The 22,898-nt window shown below is 27.1% G+C and carries 15 protein-coding genes and 2 tRNA genes; 12 read left to right on the forward strand and 5 right to left on the reverse strand.

The features are described from left to right. Window positions 1–473 precede the first annotated feature (473 nt). The 3 genes from CLSA_RS01535 (at window position 474) to CLSA_RS01545 (ending at window position 6,846) form a co-directional block, all read left to right on the forward strand. Window positions 474–2,189 (forward strand): methyl-accepting chemotaxis protein, encoded by a 1,716-nt coding sequence (locus CLSA_RS01535; protein WP_022743656.1) that lies wholly within the window; start codon window positions 474–476, stop codon window positions 2,187–2,189. Between the two features lie 269 nt (window positions 2,190–2,458). Next, on the forward strand, window positions 2,459–4,465 hold the full coding sequence (locus tag CLSA_RS01540; RefSeq protein ID WP_022743657.1) for a methyl-accepting chemotaxis protein: 2,007 nt from the start codon (window positions 2,459–2,461) through the stop codon (window positions 4,463–4,465). Between the two features lie 380 nt (window positions 4,466–4,845). Next, window positions 4,846–6,846 (forward strand): methyl-accepting chemotaxis protein, encoded by a 2,001-nt coding sequence (locus CLSA_RS01545; protein WP_022743658.1) that lies wholly within the window; start codon window positions 4,846–4,848, stop codon window positions 6,844–6,846. A 476-nt stretch (window positions 6,847–7,322) separates the two neighbouring features. On the opposite strand, the gene CLSA_RS01550 is transcribed toward CLSA_RS01545, so the two are convergent. Further along, window positions 7,323–7,973, reverse strand: coding sequence for a HutD family protein (locus CLSA_RS01550; protein ID WP_022743659.1), 651 nt, complete (start codon window positions 7,971–7,973; stop codon window positions 7,323–7,325). Window positions 7,974–8,284: 311 nt separating this feature from the next. Here CLSA_RS01550 and CLSA_RS01555 point away from each other — a divergent pair, with 311 nt between their 5' ends. From CLSA_RS01555 to CLSA_RS01575, 5 genes are all read left to right on the forward strand, one after another. After that, entirely contained in the window at window positions 8,285–9,052 is a 768-nt protein-coding gene (locus tag CLSA_RS01555; protein WP_022743660.1) for a formate/nitrite transporter family protein, read from the forward strand. Window positions 9,053–9,391: 339 nt separating this feature from the next. Continuing rightward, window positions 9,392–9,814, forward strand: coding sequence for a hypothetical protein (locus CLSA_RS01560; RefSeq protein ID WP_022743661.1), 423 nt, complete (start codon window positions 9,392–9,394; stop codon window positions 9,812–9,814). 12 nt (window positions 9,815–9,826) lie between these two features. Further along, the gene (locus tag CLSA_RS01565) at window positions 9,827–10,408 is read left to right on the forward strand and encodes a 5-formyltetrahydrofolate cyclo-ligase (protein ID WP_022743662.1); all 582 of its coding nucleotides are present in this window, start codon (window positions 9,827–9,829) and stop codon (window positions 10,406–10,408) included. Between the two features lie 52 nt (window positions 10,409–10,460). Then, window positions 10,461–13,088, forward strand: coding sequence for a coiled-coil domain-containing protein (locus CLSA_RS01570; RefSeq protein WP_022743663.1), 2,628 nt, complete (start codon window positions 10,461–10,463; stop codon window positions 13,086–13,088). A gap of 149 nt (window positions 13,089–13,237) precedes the next feature. Beyond that, on the forward strand, window positions 13,238–14,503 hold the full coding sequence (locus CLSA_RS01575) for an O-acetylhomoserine aminocarboxypropyltransferase/cysteine synthase family protein (RefSeq protein WP_022743664.1): 1,266 nt from the start codon (window positions 13,238–13,240) through the stop codon (window positions 14,501–14,503). A 153-nt stretch (window positions 14,504–14,656) separates the two neighbouring features. Here the strand turns inward: CLSA_RS01575 and thrS are convergent, their stop codons facing one another. Beyond that, entirely contained in the window at window positions 14,657–16,588 is a 1,932-nt protein-coding gene (gene thrS / locus CLSA_RS01580; RefSeq protein ID WP_022743665.1) for a threonine--tRNA ligase, read from the reverse strand. A gap of 832 nt (window positions 16,589–17,420) precedes the next feature. Between thrS and CLSA_RS01585 the strand changes: the two genes are divergently transcribed. Both CLSA_RS01585 and CLSA_RS01590 read left to right on the forward strand, forming a co-directional pair. Next, window positions 17,421–17,505: transfer RNA gene (locus tag CLSA_RS01585), tRNA-Leu, on the forward strand. Window positions 17,506–17,512: 7 nt separating this feature from the next. Then, window positions 17,513–17,587 (forward strand) — tRNA-Gly (locus CLSA_RS01590). Between the two features lie 138 nt (window positions 17,588–17,725). Here CLSA_RS01590 and CLSA_RS01595 read toward each other — a convergent pair. Further along, on the reverse strand, window positions 17,726–18,130 hold the full coding sequence (locus CLSA_RS01595) for an HNH endonuclease (RefSeq protein ID WP_041716010.1): 405 nt from the start codon (window positions 18,128–18,130) through the stop codon (window positions 17,726–17,728). 449 nt (window positions 18,131–18,579) lie between these two features. Here CLSA_RS01595 and CLSA_RS01600 point away from each other — a divergent pair, with 449 nt between their 5' ends. Continuing rightward, on the forward strand, window positions 18,580–19,176 hold the full coding sequence (locus CLSA_RS01600; RefSeq protein WP_171770639.1) for a hypothetical protein: 597 nt from the start codon (window positions 18,580–18,582) through the stop codon (window positions 19,174–19,176). 512 nt (window positions 19,177–19,688) lie between these two features. On the opposite strand, the gene ispF is transcribed toward CLSA_RS01600, so the two are convergent. Next, window positions 19,689–20,168, reverse strand: coding sequence for a 2-C-methyl-D-erythritol 2,4-cyclodiphosphate synthase (gene ispF / locus CLSA_RS01605; RefSeq protein WP_022743668.1), 480 nt, complete (start codon window positions 20,166–20,168; stop codon window positions 19,689–19,691). 562 nt (window positions 20,169–20,730) lie between these two features. Here ispF and CLSA_RS01610 point away from each other — a divergent pair. Next, window positions 20,731–21,771 carry an anti-sigma-I factor RsgI family protein gene (locus CLSA_RS01610; RefSeq protein ID WP_022743669.1) on the forward strand — a complete coding sequence of 347 codons (1,041 nt, stop codon included), beginning with the start codon at window positions 20,731–20,733 and terminating at the stop codon, window positions 21,769–21,771. A gap of 146 nt (window positions 21,772–21,917) precedes the next feature. Here the strand turns inward: CLSA_RS01610 and CLSA_RS01615 are convergent, their stop codons facing one another. Continuing rightward, complete coding sequence (locus CLSA_RS01615; RefSeq protein ID WP_022743670.1) at window positions 21,918–22,811, reverse strand: polysaccharide deacetylase family protein; 894 nt, start codon at window positions 22,809–22,811, stop codon at window positions 21,918–21,920. Window positions 22,812–22,898: the final 87 nt, after the last annotated feature.

Consider the following 22,898-nt stretch of genomic DNA (forward strand, 5'->3'; position numbering starts at 1 on the left):
ATTAATTTTACTATCTATCTTATGGATGAATGCTTGTCGTTTTTCACTATAATCTGTTTTTTGTTCTCGTTTGCTATCTGCTAACTCAGCTTTACATCCATCTAAAAGTTCTTTCCTATGAAAGCAATTATTAAAGAAAACATTAAGATTTTTACAATTTTATTTTCATTCATAAAAATTCCCCTAGCTCAATAATGTTACTATAAATATAATATCATAAATAAAATGATTCAATAAAGTTATAATTGTAGTTTATAACTTCATTATTAGAAGACTAAAATTAAATGATTAAATAATGAAAAGTGATCGCTAACTTTAATTTTAAAATTAATATTTTATTGAAAATAGAATTTCAGATGATTAAGGTAATGTTAAGACTTATATGTTAAATTTGGTTTAATAGGAAAGCGAATTGATAAAAAACTAAATACACTTTGCAAATATTAAAATAGGGTTATATAAGGAGAGTAAGTATGAAATTTATAGGGGATTTATCTATTAAAATTAAGTTGATATTAGGTTTTATGTGCATTGCTTTATTAGTAGCAATAACAGGCTTTTTTGGACACTATGGAATGACAAATATTCAGAATAATTCTCAGGAATTATATTCTAACAATTTTCAAGGAATCGATGAAGTACATTTAATAAAAGAAAATCTATTAGATGAAATATCAATAGTTCAAAACACAATTTTAGATAGCAATGTTACTAAAACTGAAGAAGCTATGAAGATAATTGATTCAACTCAATCAAATAATAGTACATATATTGATTCGTATAGTAAAAGATCTATGTCGGATGATGAAAAAGAAACTTTTAATAATTTTCTTTCTTGTTTAAATAAATATAGAACATCAAGAGATGAACTTTTAGATTTACTTAAAAAAGAAGAATATTCACAAGTTATAAGTAAAAGACTAGAGCTTATTCAAGCTAGGGATAGTATGTTTGAACAGCTTAGTAAATTAATTTCTATAAATCAGGACTTAGCAAAAGAAGCAAATGATAGCAATTTAATAAATTATAAGATGACAACTAATATAATGCATATAACTTCGATAGTTAGTATTATTTTAGCAATTGTTATTGGATTAGTTTTATCATTATATATATCTAAGACAGTGAATAAAGGATTGCTATTTGCGGAGGCTCTAGGAAATGGGGATTTAACACATTCGATAGAAAGCAAAAATAATGATGAATTTGGAAAACTTATTAATGCATTAAATCATGCAAAGGAAAAGATGAAAATCTTGATTGAAAACATAATAGATCAAGCTCAAGGGGTAACAGCATCTAGTGAAGAATTATCGGCTACATTAGAAGAAATGTCTAGTAATTTTGAAAATATAGATAAAAATACAGCAGATATAGTTGAAAATGTATTAGGAATAAATACAATAACTGAAGAATTAACTTTAACTATGGACGAAGTTAATTCAGGAATAGGACAGTTAGCTTCAAATTCAACTGAAAGCAGCCAACAATCAATAGAGATTAAGGAAAGAGCTACAGATATAAAAGAGAAAGGATTTGATTCTAAAAGGGCTGCTGATAAATTATATGAGGAGAAACAAAATAATATAGTTAATGCAATTGAGCAAGGGAAAGTAGTTAGTGAAATTGGAATAATTGCTAAATCTATTGCATCAATAGCAGAACAAACAAATTTACTTGCATTAAATGCAGCAATTGAAGCGGCAAGGGCTGGGGAAAATGGAAAGGGATTTGCAGTTGTTGCAGATGAAGTGAAGGTATTAGCTGAGCAGTCATCAGAGTATGTAAAGAATATTCAGAATGTAATTTCAAATGTTAAAGCTACTTTTGATAATTTAGCAGGTAATTCAAAAGACATATTGAATTATATTGATAATAATGTGAAAAAAAATTATGACTTATTAGTTGATACAGGAGATAGATATGAAAAAGATGCTGTATTTATAAGTGATTTATCACAAAACATTGCATCGATGAGTCAACAGTTAAATGCATCTACAGAAGAAATTTCAAATGTAGTACAAACTATTTCAAGCAATGTGAAAAATACTAAACATAATTCAGAAGAAATTTTAATTGGCATAGGAGAGACAAATAAAGCTATTGAACAAGTTGCTGTAGTAGCTCAACAACAAGCAATAACAGCTGAGAAACTAACACAACTGGTTTTGAATTTTAAAATACAATAAATTTGATATAAGAAATGAAGAAGTTAATGATTTTATAATCATTAATTATATTCATTTTTTATTTTTGAAAGAAATGATTGTTTATTAAAATTATATTAATTCATGTGATTTTTTTAAATTTCATCAAGAAAATACAATAATGTATATAAAGTTATTTAAAATGAGTGCGATATAATAATAAATATATAAAATGTAAAATGTGGATAGTTAACTAAATAATGAAAAATATAACCATTGTAAAATAAATAATATTAAGGAGGAACATTTGAATGAAATTAGCAAAATTAAAATTTAATACTATTCGTAGTAAACTAATTATTAGTTTGGTAGCAATCTGTATAATACCATTAATTATAGCTGGATTTATTTCATATAATCAATCAAAGTCAATACTTAATAATAAGCTAACACTTACAAGTACGCAAACACTTTCAGAAATAAATTATGGGTTATTAGATTACTTTCATGGGTTTACAAATACAGTATCTATGATTTCAAAAAATCCTTCAATTATAAATATTGAAGGAGATAATAACTCAGAAGTTATAATGAATGTATTAAAGAGCGTGCAGGATAGTGATAAGGATGTTATGGATATATATTATGGAACAGCATCAGGAAAATTTTATACATATCCTGACAACCCAATGCCTAGTGGATATGATGCAACTACAAGAGTATGGTATAAGCAGGCATTAGAACATAAGGGTCAAGTTATAATAACACCAGTATATCAAGATGCTTCAACTGGAAAAAATGTTGTAGGAATTGCACAAACAGTAGAAAAGGATGGACAAGTAATTGGAGTTTTAGGATTAGATTGTGAATTATCTACACTTGCAGAAAGAATAGCTGCAAAGAAGATTGGTAATTCGGGTTATGTTTTTGTTTCTGATTTATCTGGAAATATTTTAGCTCATCCTGAAAAAGAGAGTATTAATACAGATGTATCAGATAAGTTAAGCATTTGGGATAAAGTAAAATCAGAAGATAGTGGATTTATTAATTATGAATTAAATGGAGTGAAAAAGTTTGGAGTGTACCAAACAAATGAATTAACAGGATGGAAGTTAGTCGCTACATTAGACGAAAGTGAATTATCTAATGATACAAAGTCGATATTACAAACAACTTTATTTATAATATTGGTGATGGGTTTGATATCAATATTAATGTCTCTAATATTAAGTAAGGGAATAGCTAATAATATAAAAAAATTAAAGGATGTATTTGCAAAAGCTTCAGAGGGAGATTTAACTGTATCTATATCTGCGTCGACAAATGATGAATTTATGGATTTAGCTAATTCGTTTAATTCTATGATTGAAAATATGTCAGAACTTATGGATAGTGTTACAAAATCATCTAAAGAAGTGTTAGAAACCTCATCAAATCTTGCAGGTATGTCACAAGAAGTAACTGCTTCCATAGGAGAAGTGGCAAAGGCAATTGAAGAAGTTTCAGAAGGTGCAACAAATCAATCTCAAAATGCTCAGAGCGGTGCATCAGAAATGAATGAATTATCAGATAGGTTAGATAAAATGAATGTAAATTCCAATGAAATGGATGAACTTTCTAATAACACTAAGGATTTAGGTTCTAAAGGATTATCCATGATAGATATGTTGATAGAAAAATCAAACAAAACTAAAATAGCAACCAATGAGGTTAATGAAATAGTTCAAGATATGAATGAAAGCACTAAAAAAATTAATACAATATCTGAGACTATTGCTGAGATAACAGAACAAACAGGTCTTCTATCATTAAATGCAAGTATAGAATCTGCACGTGCTGGTGAAGCAGGAAAAGGGTTTGCAGTTGTAGCAGAAGAGATAAGAAAACTTGCAGAACAATCTAAGAATTCAACTGAGGAAATAAAGTTAATTATAACAAGTATACAAGAAAAGTCGAATACAGCAGTAAAGGCTATCAAATCTACTGAAAGTGTAGTAAATGAACAAGATTTAGCAGTTGGACAAACTCAAATAATATTTAGCGAAATTCTTGATTCAATTTCAATAATGATTGATAAGGTTGAAGAGGTAAAGTTATCTATTGTTGATATAAATGAAAAGAAGCAAAGTACATTAATAGAAATTGAAAATATATCTTCAATATCTGAGGAGACTGCATCTGCATCGGAAGAAGTTACTGCTTCAACTGAAGAAATAACTGCAGCTATGGATAAATTTGTAGAGTATGCGGATGGTCTTCAAGTATTAGCAGAAAGATTAGGATCAGAAATAGATAAATTTAAAATCAACGAACATTAAACAAAATAGTAAAGAAAAATGTGATGTGTGTGTTTTAGGTAAGGAAGGATATCCTACTGATACAGCTTTGCAGAGAATATGTTAGTTAATATATTGAATTATTGTTGGTTTATTGTTCTCAATTAAAAGTCAATCAGTATATAGGCAATAATATGAAGGAATGTAGGAATCAAAAACCTAAATTCCTTTATTTTTTTTATGTATATTAAACATAATTATAATTAAAATCAATACAAATACAAATGATTAGAGTTTGCTGTACGTTTGCATATAAAGGAGCTTTAGTTTTGTGCGATAATATAGTTAATATGTAGAATTTACAATAAGTTTGTTGTATTGGTATGACAAGAAACTAGTACTATTTAGAAAGAGGGAGTATAATGCAATTAAAAAAAATGAAGTTTAATAATATTCGAAGTAAATTGATTATCAGCCTGGTAGGAATTTGTATAATTCCATTAATTATTTTAGGTTATGGTTCTTATTTACAATCAAAATCAATACTAAGTCAAAAACTAGCAGTCACAAGTCAACAAACACTTTCGGAAGTAAATAACGGAATAGATAATTATTTTTATGGATTTGAAAATATGGTTACAATGTTAGCAACTAATTACGATGTTGTTAACAGTGATAACAGTATTAATGCTTCGTTTATACCAGGAGTGTTACAGAATGCAAAAGAAATTGATAATGATATATTTAGTGCATATTTTGGAACGGCTGATGGTGGGTTTCAGATATATCCTAATAATAAAATGCCTGATGGATTTGATCCTAGAGAAAGAACTTGGTATAAACAAGCTTTGGACAACAAAGGTAAAGTAATAATAACACTACCATTTAAAGATGCACAAACAGGTAAAAATGTTGTATCTGTAGCAAGGACAGTGGAGAGAGATGGCAAAGTAATTGGCGTTTGTGCAATGAATGTTTCGTTGGAGACATTGACAGAAAAAATAAGTTCAAAGAAAATAGGAGATTCAGGATATGCATTTGTTTCTGATTTAGAAGGTAATATCATAGCGCATCCTCAAAAAGAGCTACTTGGAACAAATGAAGCTTCTAAATTATCAATTTGGAATGATGTAAAATCATCAAATAATGGATTTGTAAACTATACTTATAATAATATTACTAAGTTTGCTGCATATCAAACCAATAGTACCACTGGATGGAAAGTAATAACTACATTGAATGAGCAAGAAATATCTAAGGATACAAGATCAATATTATTTACAACATTAATCATAATATTAGTTATGGCAGTAATTTCAATCTTTATGTCTCTAATATTAAGTAAGGGAATAGCTAATAATCTAAAAAAATTAAAGGCTGTATTTGCAAAAGCTTCAGAGGGAGATTTAACTGTATCTATATCAGCATCTACAAATGATGAATTTATGGATTTAGCTGATTCGTTTAATTCCATGATTCAAAATATATCAGAACTTATGAATAGTGTCACAAAATCATCTAAAGAAGTATTGGAAACTTCATCGAATCTTGCAAGTATGTCAGAAGAAGTAACTGCTTCTATAGGAGAAGTGGCAAAGGCAATTGAAGAAGTTTCTGAAGGTGCAACAAATCAATCTCAAAATGCTCAAAATGGTGCATCAGAAATGAATGAATTATCAGATAGGTTAGATAAAATCAGTGTAAATTCTAATGAAATGGATAAGCTTTCTAATAACACTAAGGATTTAGGTTCTAAAGGATTATCTATGATAGATACGTTAATAGAAAAATCCAACAAAACTAAAATAGCAACCAATGAGGTTAATGAAATAGTTCAAGATATGAATGAAAGCACTAAAAAAATTAATACAATATCTGAGACTATTGCTGAAATAACAGAACAAACAGGTCTTTTATCATTAAACGCAAGTATAGAATCTGCACGTGCTGGTGAGGCAGGAAAAGGATTTGCTGTTGTAGCAGAAGAGATAGGAAAACTTGCAGAACAATCTAAGAATTCAACTGAGGAAATAAAGTTAATTATAGCAAATATACAAGAAAAGTCGGATACAGCAGTAAAGGCTATCAAATCTACTGAAAATGTAGTAAATGAACAAGATTTAGCAGTGGGACAAACTCAAATAATATTTAGCGAAATTCTTGATTCAATTTCAATAATGATTGATAAGGTTGAAGAGGTAAAGTTATCTATTGTTGACATAAATGAAAAGAAGCAAAGTACATTAATGGAAATTGAAAATATTTCTTCAATATCCGAGGAGACTGCATCCGCATCAGAAGAAGTTACTGCTTCAACAGAAGAAATAACTGCAGCTATGGACAAATTTACAAAGTATGCAGATAGTCTTCAATTATTAGCAGAAAAGTTAGAGTCGGAAATAAATAAATTTAGGGTTGAGTAAAGTATGATTATAAACAAAAATTAAAAAATAATTAAAGTTAACATTTCTCTAGAAAAGAATAAATTCTAAAAGAAAAAAGCATGTATATTATTTCTGCCTGATATGTGGCTTTATTATATAAAATTAATACCTGTAGATTAGAAATAAAAAATTATCTAAGCTACAGGTATTAATTTATATCTTTTATAGATATCTGATTTATAAATCACACTTATGCTTTGAATTTATGTCCAAAAGTAGAAAGAGAGGTGATACATTTGTGTAGTGTTACCTCAAAAAATTTTGATAGCTATGCTTCTTAGATTGTAAGTTGTTCCGTATATGCTTGTTCACAGCATGTCTGTGAAGCAAGCATTGCGGGTACAACTTGCAGTCTTAGAAGCATCTATCAAAATTTTCAGTAGCCGAAACAAATGCATTACCTCTATTTCGGTTATTCACCACATGATCTATAGTTTGGATATCTATAAAGTATGTTATTTATAAATTATACTAACTATTACTTCAACAGTTTCTTTATATGAATTGAAAAGGTTGAATTTGTGTTCAAAATCAGAAGTTGTATAAGCATCGACAGCATTAGTATTTATACAATCATAATAATTAATACAAAGTAAATCACCAGTACAAATTTTAAAGTTCTCATCATCTATATTAGTTTCAAAAATTCCATTTAAGGGATAGAAACAAATAGCTACAAGATTTTTATCATTAGAAAGGTTATACTTAAAATTAAAATCATTTTCAGGTTTTATACTTATATGAGTTAACTCTCCATTATAATTTCTTTTTGTCATTAAATTAAAAACAGAACAAGTTCCCTTAGTTGCAGTATTCCAATCACCTAGAAAGCTGTCTTGTTCAAATGGCACAAGCGTTTTTGAATATTTATTTTCATGTGTAAGTATTACTCTTCCTTCAGTAACCATAAGATGTCTTGATACATTGGGTAAATTGGTAAATGTAGATTCTGGTATATCTATCCTAGCAAAGCCAAGCCTCCATAAAAAATTTTTTTCGGCATAAGTTGACCCTAAAGGATAGGTTATTATTTCTGTTGCCATACCGCCAGACCAAAATGTTGGAGTGTAATCTTCTTTTTTTATTAATTGTACACTATAGCTCAAATCATTATTCCTCCATATAAAAAATATTGTTTTAATATATCTTACTACAAAAAAGAATCAAGTTATATTTAGAAATTAATTTTTTATGAAATGTAATGAAAATCAAATATATTTTATAAAATAAATGATTATATTAATGAATGTAAATTAAGGGATAAATAAGAATTTATTGCGAATAGAAAAACACTTATTAGAGAAATCTATATTAAAGAAGTTATATTAATTGTAATTTTATAGCTGAATTTTTATGGGATTTTTTAACTAAGAAAGATGGTTTGATTGTAATAAGTATTCAAACTAAGGAGGAAAAAATGTATAGTAATGATATTTATACACTTAGTAAATTAGCAGAAAAAAAATATAAGCATGCAAGTGAAAAAACAGCGAAATATATTGGCAGAGCTATTGTGACTGGATTTTATGTAATTGTTGCAATAATACTTTCATATACAACAGGAGCAATACTTTATCCTAATTTTCCTGAGTTCTCGAAAATATTGGTAGCAGGGACATTTTCATTTGCTTTAGCGTTAATTGTTTTTTTAAGTGGAGAATTATTTACTGGAAATAATTTAATTATGTGCGTAGCAATGTATGAGAAAAAAATTACATTTAAAATGGCACTTAAGGTTTGGATTTATAGCTATATAGGAAACTGTATAGGTTCAATTATATTATCATATTTGTTTATAAAAAGTGGAGCATCATTTGCAGTGATTCAACATTATATTGAGCCAATCGCACATACAAAATTAGAACTGCCAATTTATCAATTGATATTAAGAGGAATCTTATGTAATTTTGTTGTTTGTTTAGGATATTTAACAGGTATAAAGATGCAAAGTGAAGGCGGAAAATTAGTAATGATGTTCTTCTGCGTATTTGCTTTTATAATTGCTGGATTTGAGCATAGTGTAGCTAATATGGGCGTATTTTCTATAGCATATTTTGCATTAGGAGGTTTGCCAATATTATTAATTTTAAGAAATTTATTATGGGTAACGTTAGGAAACATTATAGGTGGAGGGGTATTGCTAGGATTAACATCTGTATTAATAAGTGTTGATGATAATAATTAGGAATATTCGTTAAAATATTAGAAGTTAGATACATTCACATTATAAAATTATTGGATTACAGGATATATTATTGAGTGAGAGATGATATATCCTATTTTTATATGTATATACTGCTTTTAATTTTAGGTTAAATTACTGTTATTCATTCTCATACAAATTATTTTTTGTAACATAGATAGTTATTAATTTTATTGAGTTATTGTTTACCCTAATCAAATAGAAAGATATAATTAATTTATATAGTGATAGTAAAATATAAGATACATAAGAAAACTATATTAATTTAAAAAAATATTATATAAGAACTATTAATATATAATTTATATAGATGGTGAGTAAATGATTAAAATTAAGTTAGAGAAAAATAAAAGTGGAAAAATAATATTCAAATTGAAAGTTGCAGAAATTGATAGAAATAATATTTTATTGAAGCGAGCTCTTATGGAGGGGAAAGTCATTAAAGGAAATACTAGATTTAATTACGAAGTACCTTTAAGATTCTTCATTCCTATATGTAATAATGTGGATAAGACTAAATTTAATTTAGATAATAAAAGTTTGTTATCTTATTTAGAGTTTTCTGATTATTATGATGAAAATTATTATACGGAGATTGAGGCTACACCTAAGTATATGAAAAAATGGAGAGAAGAGGGCTGTCCAGATATTTATAGAATTACAATAGATAAAGAAACTTATGACATAAAAAAGGAAGTGGCGTTTAAAAAGCCAACCATATCATTTGGGAAATTTAAATTATAGGGGGAGATTATTATGGAGTTTTTAAAAGATAAAAAGTTGCTAAGAAAAGAAGTTTTAGATAGACGTAAGGATATAGATAAAAAAGAAAAAGAAAAGATGGATGAAATAATAGAAGAAAAATTATATGAAAGCAGTTATTATAAAAATGCGAAAAATATATTTATTTATATTTCTTATGATTCGGAAATTAATACTAGAAATATAATAAACAATTCGCTAAAAGCAGGTAAGAAAATTTATGTTCCGCGAACTGAATTTAAAACAAAACTTATGGATGCAGTCGAAGTTACAACTTTGGATAATTTAACTAAGAGTTCATATGGAATTTTAGAACCTTCAATAGAAGAGTCAGCGATTGATCCAAATGAGTTAGATTTAATCATTGTTCCAGGAGTAGCATTTGATGAAAGTCATGGAAGAATGGGATATGGAGCAGGATTTTACGATAGATATTTTAAGAGAATTAATGAGAAAAGCTTAAAGAAAATAACAAAGTTAGCAATGGCGTATGATTTTCAGGTAATAAATAAAGTCCCTATGGACAAAGATGATGTGCCTGTTGATTGTATTTTTACTGAGAAAAGAGTTATTTAATAATTAGAACTGTTCAAAATAATTCATAGAGCTTAAGATAAAGGTGGTAATTATGAAATATATAGAGAGCAATTTTAGTTATTTAAGAGAAACTAAGTTTAAAAAGTACTATGATGAGTTAGTAAAGGCTGAATGTGCAGTAGAAAGGTTCCCTAGAATAAGCAAGATAATTATAAGAAGAGTGGTTGAGGATTTACTAAGATTTATAGCAAAAGAAAAAAATATAGATACTAATATTTGTATGAATACTTTGATTCAAAATATTAAGTTTAATTTTGATTTTTTATTTCCACAAGAAATTTATAATAAAATTGACATAATACGATTTAATGGAAATGAACCAGTAGTTAATAATAATATACGTAATAGAATCATTAAGTCTCCAATACAACTGTTAGAAATTACACATAATATTCTGTGTTGCTATCTTAAAGAAACTGAACCACAATCTATGATTAAGATTAAAGATTTAACGTTTACTGCTCCCACTACTATTGAATATGATAGAATAGAACTTAAAAAGCTTAGAAAAGAAATTTTATTAAGAAAAAATAAGATTGATGATTTAAGAATTAAGGTGATTGAGCTAGGAAATCAATCGAAGAGTATAAGAGAATTAACTAATATTATAATAGCGACAAGAGAAGAAAAAGTAAACTTGGAGAGTATGGAAAAAATATTAGTTAGTAAAATAAATAGATATAATATTGAGTTAGTTAATTTAGATGAAAACTATGAAATGTATATAAAGGGTTTTAATCAATTAAAAAAAGAATGTTATGACAATAATGAATTGCTAATTATTAAAGAAGATCAACTCCTTAGAGCAGAGTTAGAAAATCAAGAAGTAAGAAATTTGATTAAAAGTTTAGAAGAACAGGATAGAGAAATAGCAAAACAAGTAGATATTATAGATGGGCAATTAGAGCAAATTAGAAAGTTATATGAAAGCTCATTAAATAAAAGTAATACATATCAAGATATTATAGAAACAATAGAATTTTCATATGATGATAAACTTAAAACAGAGTTACAATTTCAAAAAACAAGTGTAAAAATGGAAGTTGAATTTGAGGATAGAAAGTTTAATGAAGTTATTGCTATATATAATAGAAACATAGATGATCTTAAAAGAAAGATAAAAATATTTAAAGAGATATTAAGTGAGAAGATTAAGAAGGAAATTAAATTTGAAGAATTTTATAGGGGATTTTTAAATCTAGATGGCAAGCAGCTTAGAATTATATATTCAATGATAGTAAATAATAAAAAAACTCAGGTAGATAAATCTAAAGAATTGCTATTAAAAAAGGTAAATGAACAAAGCTTTAATGATTCTTTAAATGAAAGATTAGAATCATTGAAAAATATAAGTGATGATAATATAAGATTATTTTTATACTATAAATTGATAAAAGTTGGGGATGTTCGATTTGGTTCAATGTACAATAAAAGAAAATTCATTAATACATTGGATAGAATGATTGAAAAATCATATGGAATTTTAACTACTGAAAAAGAATTTAGGACTGGATATAATAAGCTGGAATCAATAGTTATGTATTATTTAGAAAAGGTAATGCGAAATTTAAAGAATAGATACAGTAATATACAGATACACGAAGAGCTTATTGATGATATCTTTAATGTTATTAGGATGTTGAATTCATGTGCAACAGAAATAATTCATAATAAGATTGATGTTAAAAGTGCTCCAGATGACATACTCAAAGCAGCAATAAAAAAAGAACCATTTGCATTTTTAGAGATTATAATAGATTTTGCAGGAATTGAATTATATTATAAGATTTGCAATATTATTTTTAAATTTTCTCAATTAATAGTAAAATCATATTCATCATCGTTAGTAAATAATGAGCTTTCACTATTAAGATTTTTAAATGGACCATTTCTTATGCTTGTATTTATGTCTAGCGAAGGTCCAATTTTAAATAAAAAACAAGATGAAAAATTATTAGCTCTTATAGTGATGGAAATATTAATTGTGGAATTTAATTCTAAAGATAAAAAAGTTGATTTAATAAGATATGATAAAATGGTTGAACTTTGGAAACACAAACAACAAAAATATAATGATATTTTTATTGAGAAGCAAGACAAAGAACATGTTGTTAAGTTATTATCGAAAGAAAGATGCGATTTAGAAATTAAGTATAATAAGGCCGTTGGAAATTATAATGAATTAAATTATATGTATAATAATTATAACGAAAAATTTAAAAGTATTGTTTTAAATTCAAATAAGGGTACACTTTTATCATCATATGCAAAATATATTGAGTTGATTGATAAAAAGCTAGAAGCAGAAAATCGTATTAGTGAAGCGAAAAGCAAGTTAGGAACATTTAAAAGTGTATTGTCACCAGAATTGTGGAAATCGCATAGTGATAAAATTCGTAGTGAATCTGAAATTGTTGAAGCAGAAAAAATGTTGATACTTGAAGCAAAAAATAGTCCGCATTTTCAAGAAGAGTATCAAGTTTTTGAAAAATTAAAAAAAGAGATCAGTAAAGCAAAGAACATATTAGATGAAGAAAAACATAGTTTAGATGAAAAGATTGTGTCAATTAACGAATTGAAAAATAAAATTGATGAACTTGATAATCAGCTTAATATTATAAAGGATATATATGTTGATATGGAAGAAGGATATTATTAAGTACAAAATTATCTACCTATGATTACGAATGTTTAAAAATATTGGAGTTTATTTATTAAATTGTATATAATTAATATAAACAATTAACGTATTAATAATTTAATATGAAATTAAAGTTTATTATATTTACAATTTTAGGAGGGCTATATATGAAAATTGAAACAAAATGCTTACATGAAGGCTATAAGCCTCAAAATGGGGATCCGGTAGCATTACCAATATATCAAAGTATTACATATAGATATGATAATGCAGATGAAATCGGAAAATTATTTGATTTAACATCTTCTGGACATATGTATTCACGTATATCTAATCCAACAGTTGCAGCAGTTGAAGAAAAAATAGCAGCATTGGAAGGTGGCGTAGCTGCTCTTTGTACAACATCAGGTCAAGCAGCTGCATTAATAAGTATATTAAATATTCTTAGTGCAGGAGATCACATAGTAAGTGTTTCTACTATATATGGAGGAACAATTAATCTTTTTGCAGTAACACTTAAAAAGTTTGGAATAGAGTGTACATTTGTTGATGCTGAAGCATCTGAAGAAGAAATACAAAAAGCATTTAAAGAAAATACTAAGGTTGTTTTTGGAGAAACTATTGCTAATCCTGCGATTGCTATATTCGATATTGAAAAGTTTGCAAATATTGCACACAAAAATAATGTTCCGCTTATTATAGATAATACATTTGCAACTCCAATTCTTTGTAGGCCTATAGAATTTGGAGCAGATATAGTTATTCATTCAACAAGTAAATACATGGATGGACACGCGGTTCAAATTGGTGGTGTAATCGTAGATAGTGGAAAGTTTGATTGGACGAATGGAAAATTTCCAGAGTTTACAGAACCAGATGCATCCTATCATGGAATTGTATATACTGAAAAATTTGGAAATGCAGTATATATCACAAAAGCAAGAGTTCAATTGATGAGAGATATTGGAGCATATCCATCTGCAAATGCAGCATTTCTTTTGAATTTAGGACTTGAAAGTTTACCTGTTAGAATTGAAAAACATTGTAGAAATGCAGAAGCAGTAGCAGAGTTTTTAAATTCAAATGGTAAGGTGGAATTTGTAAACTATCCAACAATTAAATGCAATAAATATAACGATTTAGCAAAGAAGTATTTGCCAAATGGATGTAGTGGAGTAATTTCATTTTCAATAAAAGGTGATCGTGATGATGCTATCAGATTTATGAATAGCTTAAAATTAATAGAAAATGTAGTTCATGTTGCAGATATTCGCACATCTGTACTTCATCCAGCAAGTTCAACTCATCGTCAGCTTACAGATGAACAGCTTGTAGCAGCAGGAATAACACCAGGACTTATAAGAATATCAGTGGGGCTTGAAAATATTGATGATATTATAGAAGATATAAAACAAGCATTGGAGCAAGTTTAGGCACATGAAAATAAATAACAGGCCCAAAACTGTCATTAATATTTTTCATCAGGCAAGTAAGTAAAGTGTCATAATAATAGAACTATTATAAGAAAAAAGTTGTTATACGAGCTAATCTATTAGCTGTATAACAACTTTTTTAATATACTTTAATTATCTTTCTTTATTAGCTATTTCCGCTACAATTCTTTGGATGAATGCATCTAACTTAATAGCACCTTCATCATCATTTTTTCTGCTTCTTACAGAAACTTCATTGTTTGCAGCTTCCTTTTCACCAACAACTAAGATGTAAGGAGTTCTTTCAAGTCTTGCTTCTCTAATCTTGTAACCAATCTTTTCAGCTCTATAGTCAGCTTCAACTCTAACGCCTTTATTTCTTAATGCTTTTGTAACTGATTCAGCATAATCGTTGTATTTATCCGAGATTGGTAATACTTTTGCTTGAACTGGAGAAAGCCAAGTAGGGAATGCACCAGCATATTCTTCTATAAGCATTGCAAGTGTTCTTTCGTAACATCCAATTGATGATCTATGAATTATATATGGACGTTTTTTTTCTCCATTTTTATCTATATAGCTCATATCAAATCTTTCAGCTAAAGCAAAGTCAATTTGAACTGTAAATAATGTATCTTCTTTGCCATGAACGTTTCTAAATTGTAAATCAAGCTTTGGACCATAGAAAGCAGCTTCATCATCAGCTTCAACATAATCAATCTTTAAGTGATTTAAAATATTTCTCATTGTATCTTGAGTTTTGTTCCAAGCATCAGGATCGTTAATATATTTCTCAGTATTGTTTGGATCCCATTTAGAAAATCTATAAGTTATTTTTTCAGAAATTCCTAAAGTATTCATTATATATTGAATTAATTCAATAACACCTTTAAATTCGTCTTCTAATTGTTCAGGAGTAACAATTAAATGTCCATCAGCTAAAGTGAATTGTCTAACTCTTATAAGACCGTGCATTTCTCCAGAAGATTCATTTCTGAATAGAGTAGAAGTTTCACCATATCTTAGTGGAAGATCTCTGTAACTGTGTTGTTCAGCATTGTATATAGTGTATTGGAATGGGCAAGTCATTGGTCTTAAAGCAAATACTTCATCGTCCTTTTCCTCATCACCTAATACAAACATACCATCTTTATAATGATCCCAGTGACCAGAAATCTTATATAAATCACTTTTGGCCATTAATGGAGTTTTAGTTAAAAGGTATCCTCTTTTTTCTTCTTCATCTTCAACCCATCTTTGAAGAGTTTGAACTATCTTAGCTCCTTTTGGCATTAGTAAAGGAAGTCCTTGACCTACATTTTCGTCAGTTGTGAATAGTTTTAATTCTCTACCAAGTTTATTATGATCTCTTTTTTTAGCTTCTTCTAAAGCTTCTAGGAAAGCTTCTAAATCTGATTTCTTTAAGAAAGCAGTACCATAGATTCTAGTAAGCATTTTATTCTTTTCGTCACCTTTCCAGTAAGCACCAGCACTTCTAGTAAGTTTGATTGCTTTAACTGGTTTTAATGAAATAAGGTGAGGACCGGCACATAAATCAGTAAATTCACCCATTTTATAGAATGAAATTATTTCATTTTCAGGTAGATCATTTATTAATTCTACTTTGTATGGTTCATCTTTCATTAATTCTAAAGCTTCATTTCTTGGAAGTTCAAATCTTTCTATAGAAGGATTTTCTTTAATTATCTTTTGCATTTCAGCTTCAAGTTTTTCTAAGTTAGCAGAAGTAAAAGCAGCATCTCTATCAAAATCGTAGTAGAATCCATTAGCAATAGAAGGTCCTATAGCTAATTTTGTTTCAGGGAATAATCTTTTTACAGCATAAGCTAATACATGTGAGATGCTGTGTCTTAATGCATCTTTACCTTCTTGAGAATCGAATGTGCATATGCTTAATTCAACATCCTCATTAATTTCTTTTCTAAGATCACAAACTGTACCATTAACAATTCCACAACAAGCATTTCTAGCTAAACCTTCACTGATTGATTTAGCAATGTCATAAACAGATAATCCAGATTCGAATTCTTTAACCGAACCATCTTTTAAAGTTATTTTTATCATTTTTAAATCTCCTCTCAATATAAAAAGTATAATTATCATAGTTTTATAGTCGTTAGATGTTTAGAATTATGATATAAGACCTAAAATTACATTTGAATTTTAAAAATTGCAAATAAAAAACTCCATCTCTAAAAATATAGAGACGAAGTAAAATCCGTGGTTCCACTCTAATTACCTAAATGAAATAAATATTATAATTAAAATACAATTAAAGTATAGAAATTAAACTAATACTTAATTCTAATATAGGTCACTTAAAATTATCGTAACGTGATAATAACGGGCTTTATTAAGGCCACTCAGAGGTGGTTTTCAGTCTAAATTTATTTAAGAATAATCACACCAATATATTCTCTCTCTGCAAATAAGATTTTAGCTTACTGTCCTCATCAACGTGTTAGCTTATATTATTTTTTATTATAATCACTTGAATTTTTTCTGTCAACAAGATATTAGAAAAAATATTAAAAACTTATTATATATATTTACAATATATGACAAGTGTATATAATAAGTTTACTACTATGGAAATAAGACACAATCAAAAAAACATAACCAGTATGTGTGCATGTTTTTTGCTATATTCGGTTATAATTTTCTTTCATGTGATCAATATATAAGTTCTAAAAAGATTGTTCATCAAACCTAAATTTCTACTTTTATAAATATTAAATTAGTAATCGTACTAATTATGAATTTTATTAATGAGAACTTATATATAAATCTAATAATCAATAGAATATAGATCTGATAAGGATATTAAAACAATTATGTAAAAAAATTCAAAAAATATATTGATTTAGTTACTAAAAAAGAGTTATAATATTGCTATGCAGATGTGGCGGAATTGGCAGACGCACTAGACTTAGGATCTAGCGCCTTTCGGTGTAAGGGTTCGACTCCCTTCATCTGCACCAATTTTATGCGGAAGTGACTCAACGGTAGAGTGTCACCTTCCCAAGGTGAACGTTGCGGGTTCGAATCCCGTCTTTCGCTCCAAAATCAAATTAATATAGAAATAAATTAAAGAAGGACTTCCCTTATAATTGGAGGTCCTTTTAAATTTGTGGATTTAAAGTACTAATTTAATAAAGCTCAATAACTAAGGCATATTAAAAAATTATATACTTGAAAGCTTTAATCCATATTTTTGATAAGTTTATCTAAAGTCAAATTAACAATCATTTCTTCAGAATAAAATTTTTCGCCCATAATTTTAAAGATTACATCAGATTTTTTATAACCTTCTTTATAAAGTTTTAAATTTTTAGTTATTCTTTTAAGTGTATTTTTTGGTATATTTAATTGTAATGCTAATTCTTTAAAAGAATAGTAATCTTTTTTTAGAATATCAAAAAGTTTGTTTTGAAGATCTAGCTTGTACCTAAGATCAACCTCTTTACAATGATGAGGACCATATTTTCCTCTATGATGATATGGGCATAAATATTTGTAATTTAATTGTATATCAAGGCCACCTTCACTTCTATGAATGATATGATGTATGTCAGCAGGGGCGTTGCATATTTCACATAAAGCCAATAAATCATCCTCCTCAGAATTCATCTTATAGATTTCAGCCATAAGATATTTAAAATAAAAAGAGTCATTATAACTAAAATTATATCAATAATTTTATATTTTTTCTAAATGAAAAATTTAGAAAAAATATAGAACTTAATTTAATATTATAAGTTAAGTTTTGGTAAATATCAATTTTTATATTTATTATAAAAAAAATACTATATGGTAATAAAATACAGTAAAGTGGGTAATATATTATATAGAAGATTATTTTGTAAACATAAATGTTTTATGGAATTTTAAAATTTAGTATAACATACTATATATTATAGTATATAAAAGATATTGTTAATATATAGTATAAAATATATATTAGGAAGGTGATTAAAATGGTGGAAAACTATAATTCTTTTGATTATTGGGAAAAAGTTATTGATGCAAACAAAACAATAAGAGGGCATATATTTATGCAAGAATTACCTAATGAAAATAGTATCTATTTCCATACTCTTATATTTAGTAAGAAAACTGGAATAAATAGTATATGGGGATACTTTCCTAATGTGAGAAGTTTACTTGGATATATTCAATATTCATTTTTACAAGAAGCATTTTATAAATGGATTTATGGTAGAGAAACATTAGTAACTAAGATTCCATATGTTACTGTTGAAAAAATTATTTCCGAAGGAGAACGTAAGAATAAAATATCTAAAGACGCAGCAGCTAGTATGAGATATGAATATAGACTTTTGAATCACCTTTGGAATATGCCATCAAAAAAAGTTAAAATAGAATTAAAAAAATTTATTTCTGCTTTTAATAAAAGATGGATTGGAGACAAAAATGGATTTTTATATATAAAGGTTTTCAAAACACCAGAAGAACTTGGTGATTTGGTAATTTCCTCTTCTCTTTTTACGAGTACAGAAGAGGAATTACAGGATAAAATAGGAATGACAATAGATGAGTGGAAAAATGTTTGTAGTACAGCTATAAAAGATACTGATAATGGTAAAATATTTAGAAATATTTTATTAAAAAAATTAAGTGAAGTATTTTAGAAAATTTAATAAATAACAAATTATATTGATTAGTTATTTAAATTTTACTGGTATAATCAAAAAACACAATTATAACTTTGAAATGTATTCTAAATCAAAAAAATGGTACTCTTTTGTGTAGTTACATTTAGTAACTAATACAAAAGAGTACCATTTCTATTACATGATAAATTTACATATAGGGTTACTCGTTGAGAATTAAACTTATAATATTAGAATGTATTTCCATACTAGAAATAAGGGGAATTCTTTTGCGTAGCGTTGCGTTGATAATTTAGTTGTAGGATTTCTTCATCAGAAGTTGTTCTATTATCGCTTGTCATCAACTTGTTTAAGGAGCATGCAAGAATGGGACAACTTCTGCTGTTAGAAATCCACAGCTAAATTATCTAGCAACCGAGCTAAAGAATTCTCCTTATTTCGGTTAGTTATTACATAAGTCTAAGTCTTGATTTTGATATCTATAAAATGTTATTTTATATTTAAATTTTTTTCAGTAAATTCAGTATTTATTAAATATTGATGTTTTCAACAGAAGCTATGCTTTGAGATGAGATTCCAAGCATTTCACCAGTAAATCCAAGACCTTCTTCAGTAGTTGCTTTAATATTGATTTGATCAATATTTATATTGAGAGACTTTGCTATGTTTTCCCTCATTTTTTCAATATGAGGTAGCATTTTTGGCTTTTGGGCTATTATTGTAGCATCAATATTATTTACTTTATATCCTTTTTTATTAATTAGCATATTTGTTTCCTTAAGCAGTTTAATACTAGAGATACCTTTGAATCTATCATCCGTATCAGGAAAGTGTTTGCCAATATCTCCAAGAGCGCATGCGCCTAATAAAGAATCCATTATAGCGTGAAGTAGAACATCTGCATCTGAATGTCCAAGCAATCCCTTCTCATATGGTATTTCAACGCCACCTAAAATTAATTTTCTATTGTCGACCAATTTATGAACATCATATCCTAATCCAACTCTCATACATATCACTCCGTTTAAATGTTATTATATTTTATATATTTTAACATAATAACAGTATTATATGAAAAGAAATATAATCAAATTTATGAGTTTTAACTAAAAAGACGTTTCTTTTTATCTGAATAGATATTTGATGAAGATTTGGATTTAAATTTAAACTTATTAGAGAAAAAATGAAAAAGCTTATTTAAAAGATAGTTGGCAAAAGTTATTTTTCGTTTATTGATAAAGTCTACGTATATAATTTTCCTTTTCATATACTATCCCCCAAAAAATATTAATTTAGACATATTGAAAAAATAGCCATTCAATATGCCAAGCTATTTTTTATCATACTTGGTAGGCATATTAATTTAATAGTTCCCTATACCAAATATATATCATTATTTAATGTAAAATATAATTGCATTTTGAATTTTTTATTTTATTTCATATGCCTTAAATTAACACTAATTATATAAAGTTTTACGGACAAGCAAATTTCTATGCTATAATAATATATTATGAAAGAATGTTAATTTTGATTGTATAGTTTTTAGATTTTATAAGAGGTGTTGGGGATATGGAAACTACGAAATTTAATAGAAATAAGTATGTATTTACATCGATTCCAGCTATGTCACTTGTAGGAGAATCAATGATAGCTAATAGAAGTAAACAATTGACTTTGTTTTTACAGGAGTTAGATTCTTATAATATTTTACTGAGGGATTTGGTTAATTTTCCATTGAAGGAATCTGATAGAAATGTAGCATTAAATATAGCATATTATATAAATGGTATAGATGATTTAGAGAAATCTGTAAAAAGTAAAAAGGATTTGCCTATAACTAGATTGAGCAGAGCTATTAATATAAAATCTAACTATTTACAAAAAATGAGAGATTATATTTTAGCATATTATATAATATTCTCTAATAAGCAATATAAATTGATACAGGATTATTTTAGAATAAAGTTAAAAGAAGATAATAGAGAAGTAATTAATCTTCCGAATAAAAAAATAGATGAAATCCATAGAGGTATAGTAGTAGCATCATTTAAGAAATCAGTATATGTATTAAATTCCAAGGGAGAGTTTTTGAAGTTAAAAACTATTCGCAGACCAAGAATTGGAGAATTGGCGGATGGGAAACAAAAAAAAGGTATACGAGATTATAAAATACATATATCAATTGCTTTAATTATTCTAGTATTTTTATGTTGTGCTATAGTTGCTCAGTATAGAAAAATAGAAACTATAGTTGTTATACAAATTAATTCTAATATTAAACTTCATGTAAATAGGTTTGATAAAGTAATATATGCATATTCACCTACAGAAAAGGGAAAGACTCTTCTTGAAAGCACTGATGTTTTAAATAAAAATATTGATGATGCTATGTCAGAAATATTTGATTATGCATTTGATAATCAAATGATAGATTTAAGTAAAAAAAGTATAATAACGATAAATGGAAAACAAGTGAAGTATGGTGAACTTTCTAAAACGAATAAATTTTTAGAAGATAAGAATGTACCAATACTTATAAACAATGGAGGAAATCAACAAAGATTGCCTCAAGGTTTTGAACAGGAAGAAAAAGCTGAAAGTAAAAAATAAATTTAAGAAACATGAAAATAAATAACAAGTCCAAAATTGTTAAGGATATTTTTCATCAGGCAAGAAGATAAATTGCTCTCATAGTAGGTCTATTAGGTCAATTTATCCACGTAGCATGATGATAAATAGGCTGACAAATGGACTTGTTATTTTTTGGTGGTTGATAAAATTTGTTTGAATGTAGCCATAGTATAATTGGAATTAATATAAATTCGATTAAGTTCAAGAGGAGAATCATCTCTATCGGCAAGTCCTCTATCAGTGGTGAATGCTAGGCTATATCCAGCAGCTTTTGCAGCTTTAATGCTATCTTTATTGTATTTTCCATAAGGATAAGCAATTGAAAATACAGACTTGCCTGTTATTGATTCTAGTGTTTTTTTTGATTCTTTTAATTGTTTTAATTGTTCATCATAACTTAATTTGTTAAGTTCGGAATGATTAACAGTATGACTTTGAATATCTACTCCGTAATCAGACATTTCTTTTATAGCATCTTTAGATAAATAATATTCTCCGTCTAGGTCAGAGGTTATGCAAAAAATAGTAGCTTTCATATCAAGTTCTTTCAAGATAGGGAAAGCGTTTTGATAATTATCCATATATCCATCATCAAATGTAATAACTATACTTTTTTCAGGAATAGGAGAATTATTTAATAAATAATCACTAAGTTCGCTTAGAGTTAAAGTTACATATCCTTGATCTTTTAAATATTTAAGTTCATTTTTAAGCTTTTGAGGAGATATTGTAACTTCATTATGATTAGAATCTCTAACTGAATGATAATATAATACTGGAACACCTCTATTATCATTAGTTAAGGTTGACTCGTCAAAAGTTCTTTTTTTTTCAATATTTGAATTATTTATTTTAGAATCATTTCCAGATTCATATTCATCTAAAGCTTTACTAATATTTTTAGATTCTACTTTTGGAAGAATATTTTTATATATAGAATATCCACTTAATACACAAACTAAAAAAGTAGCTATAAAGATGAGAAGACTTTTATTTTTAAAGTTATATTTTTTTAACATATTATTGTTACAACCCTTCTTATATCGTAATTTAATATTGTATTCTTTTATAATTATATCCAAAATTAAATAAAATAAATGAGCAAT

Origin of the sequence: Clostridium saccharobutylicum DSM 13864, from assembly GCF_000473995.1 — a bacterium.
Classification (GTDB): domain Bacteria; phylum Bacillota; class Clostridia; order Clostridiales; family Clostridiaceae; genus Clostridium; species Clostridium saccharobutylicum.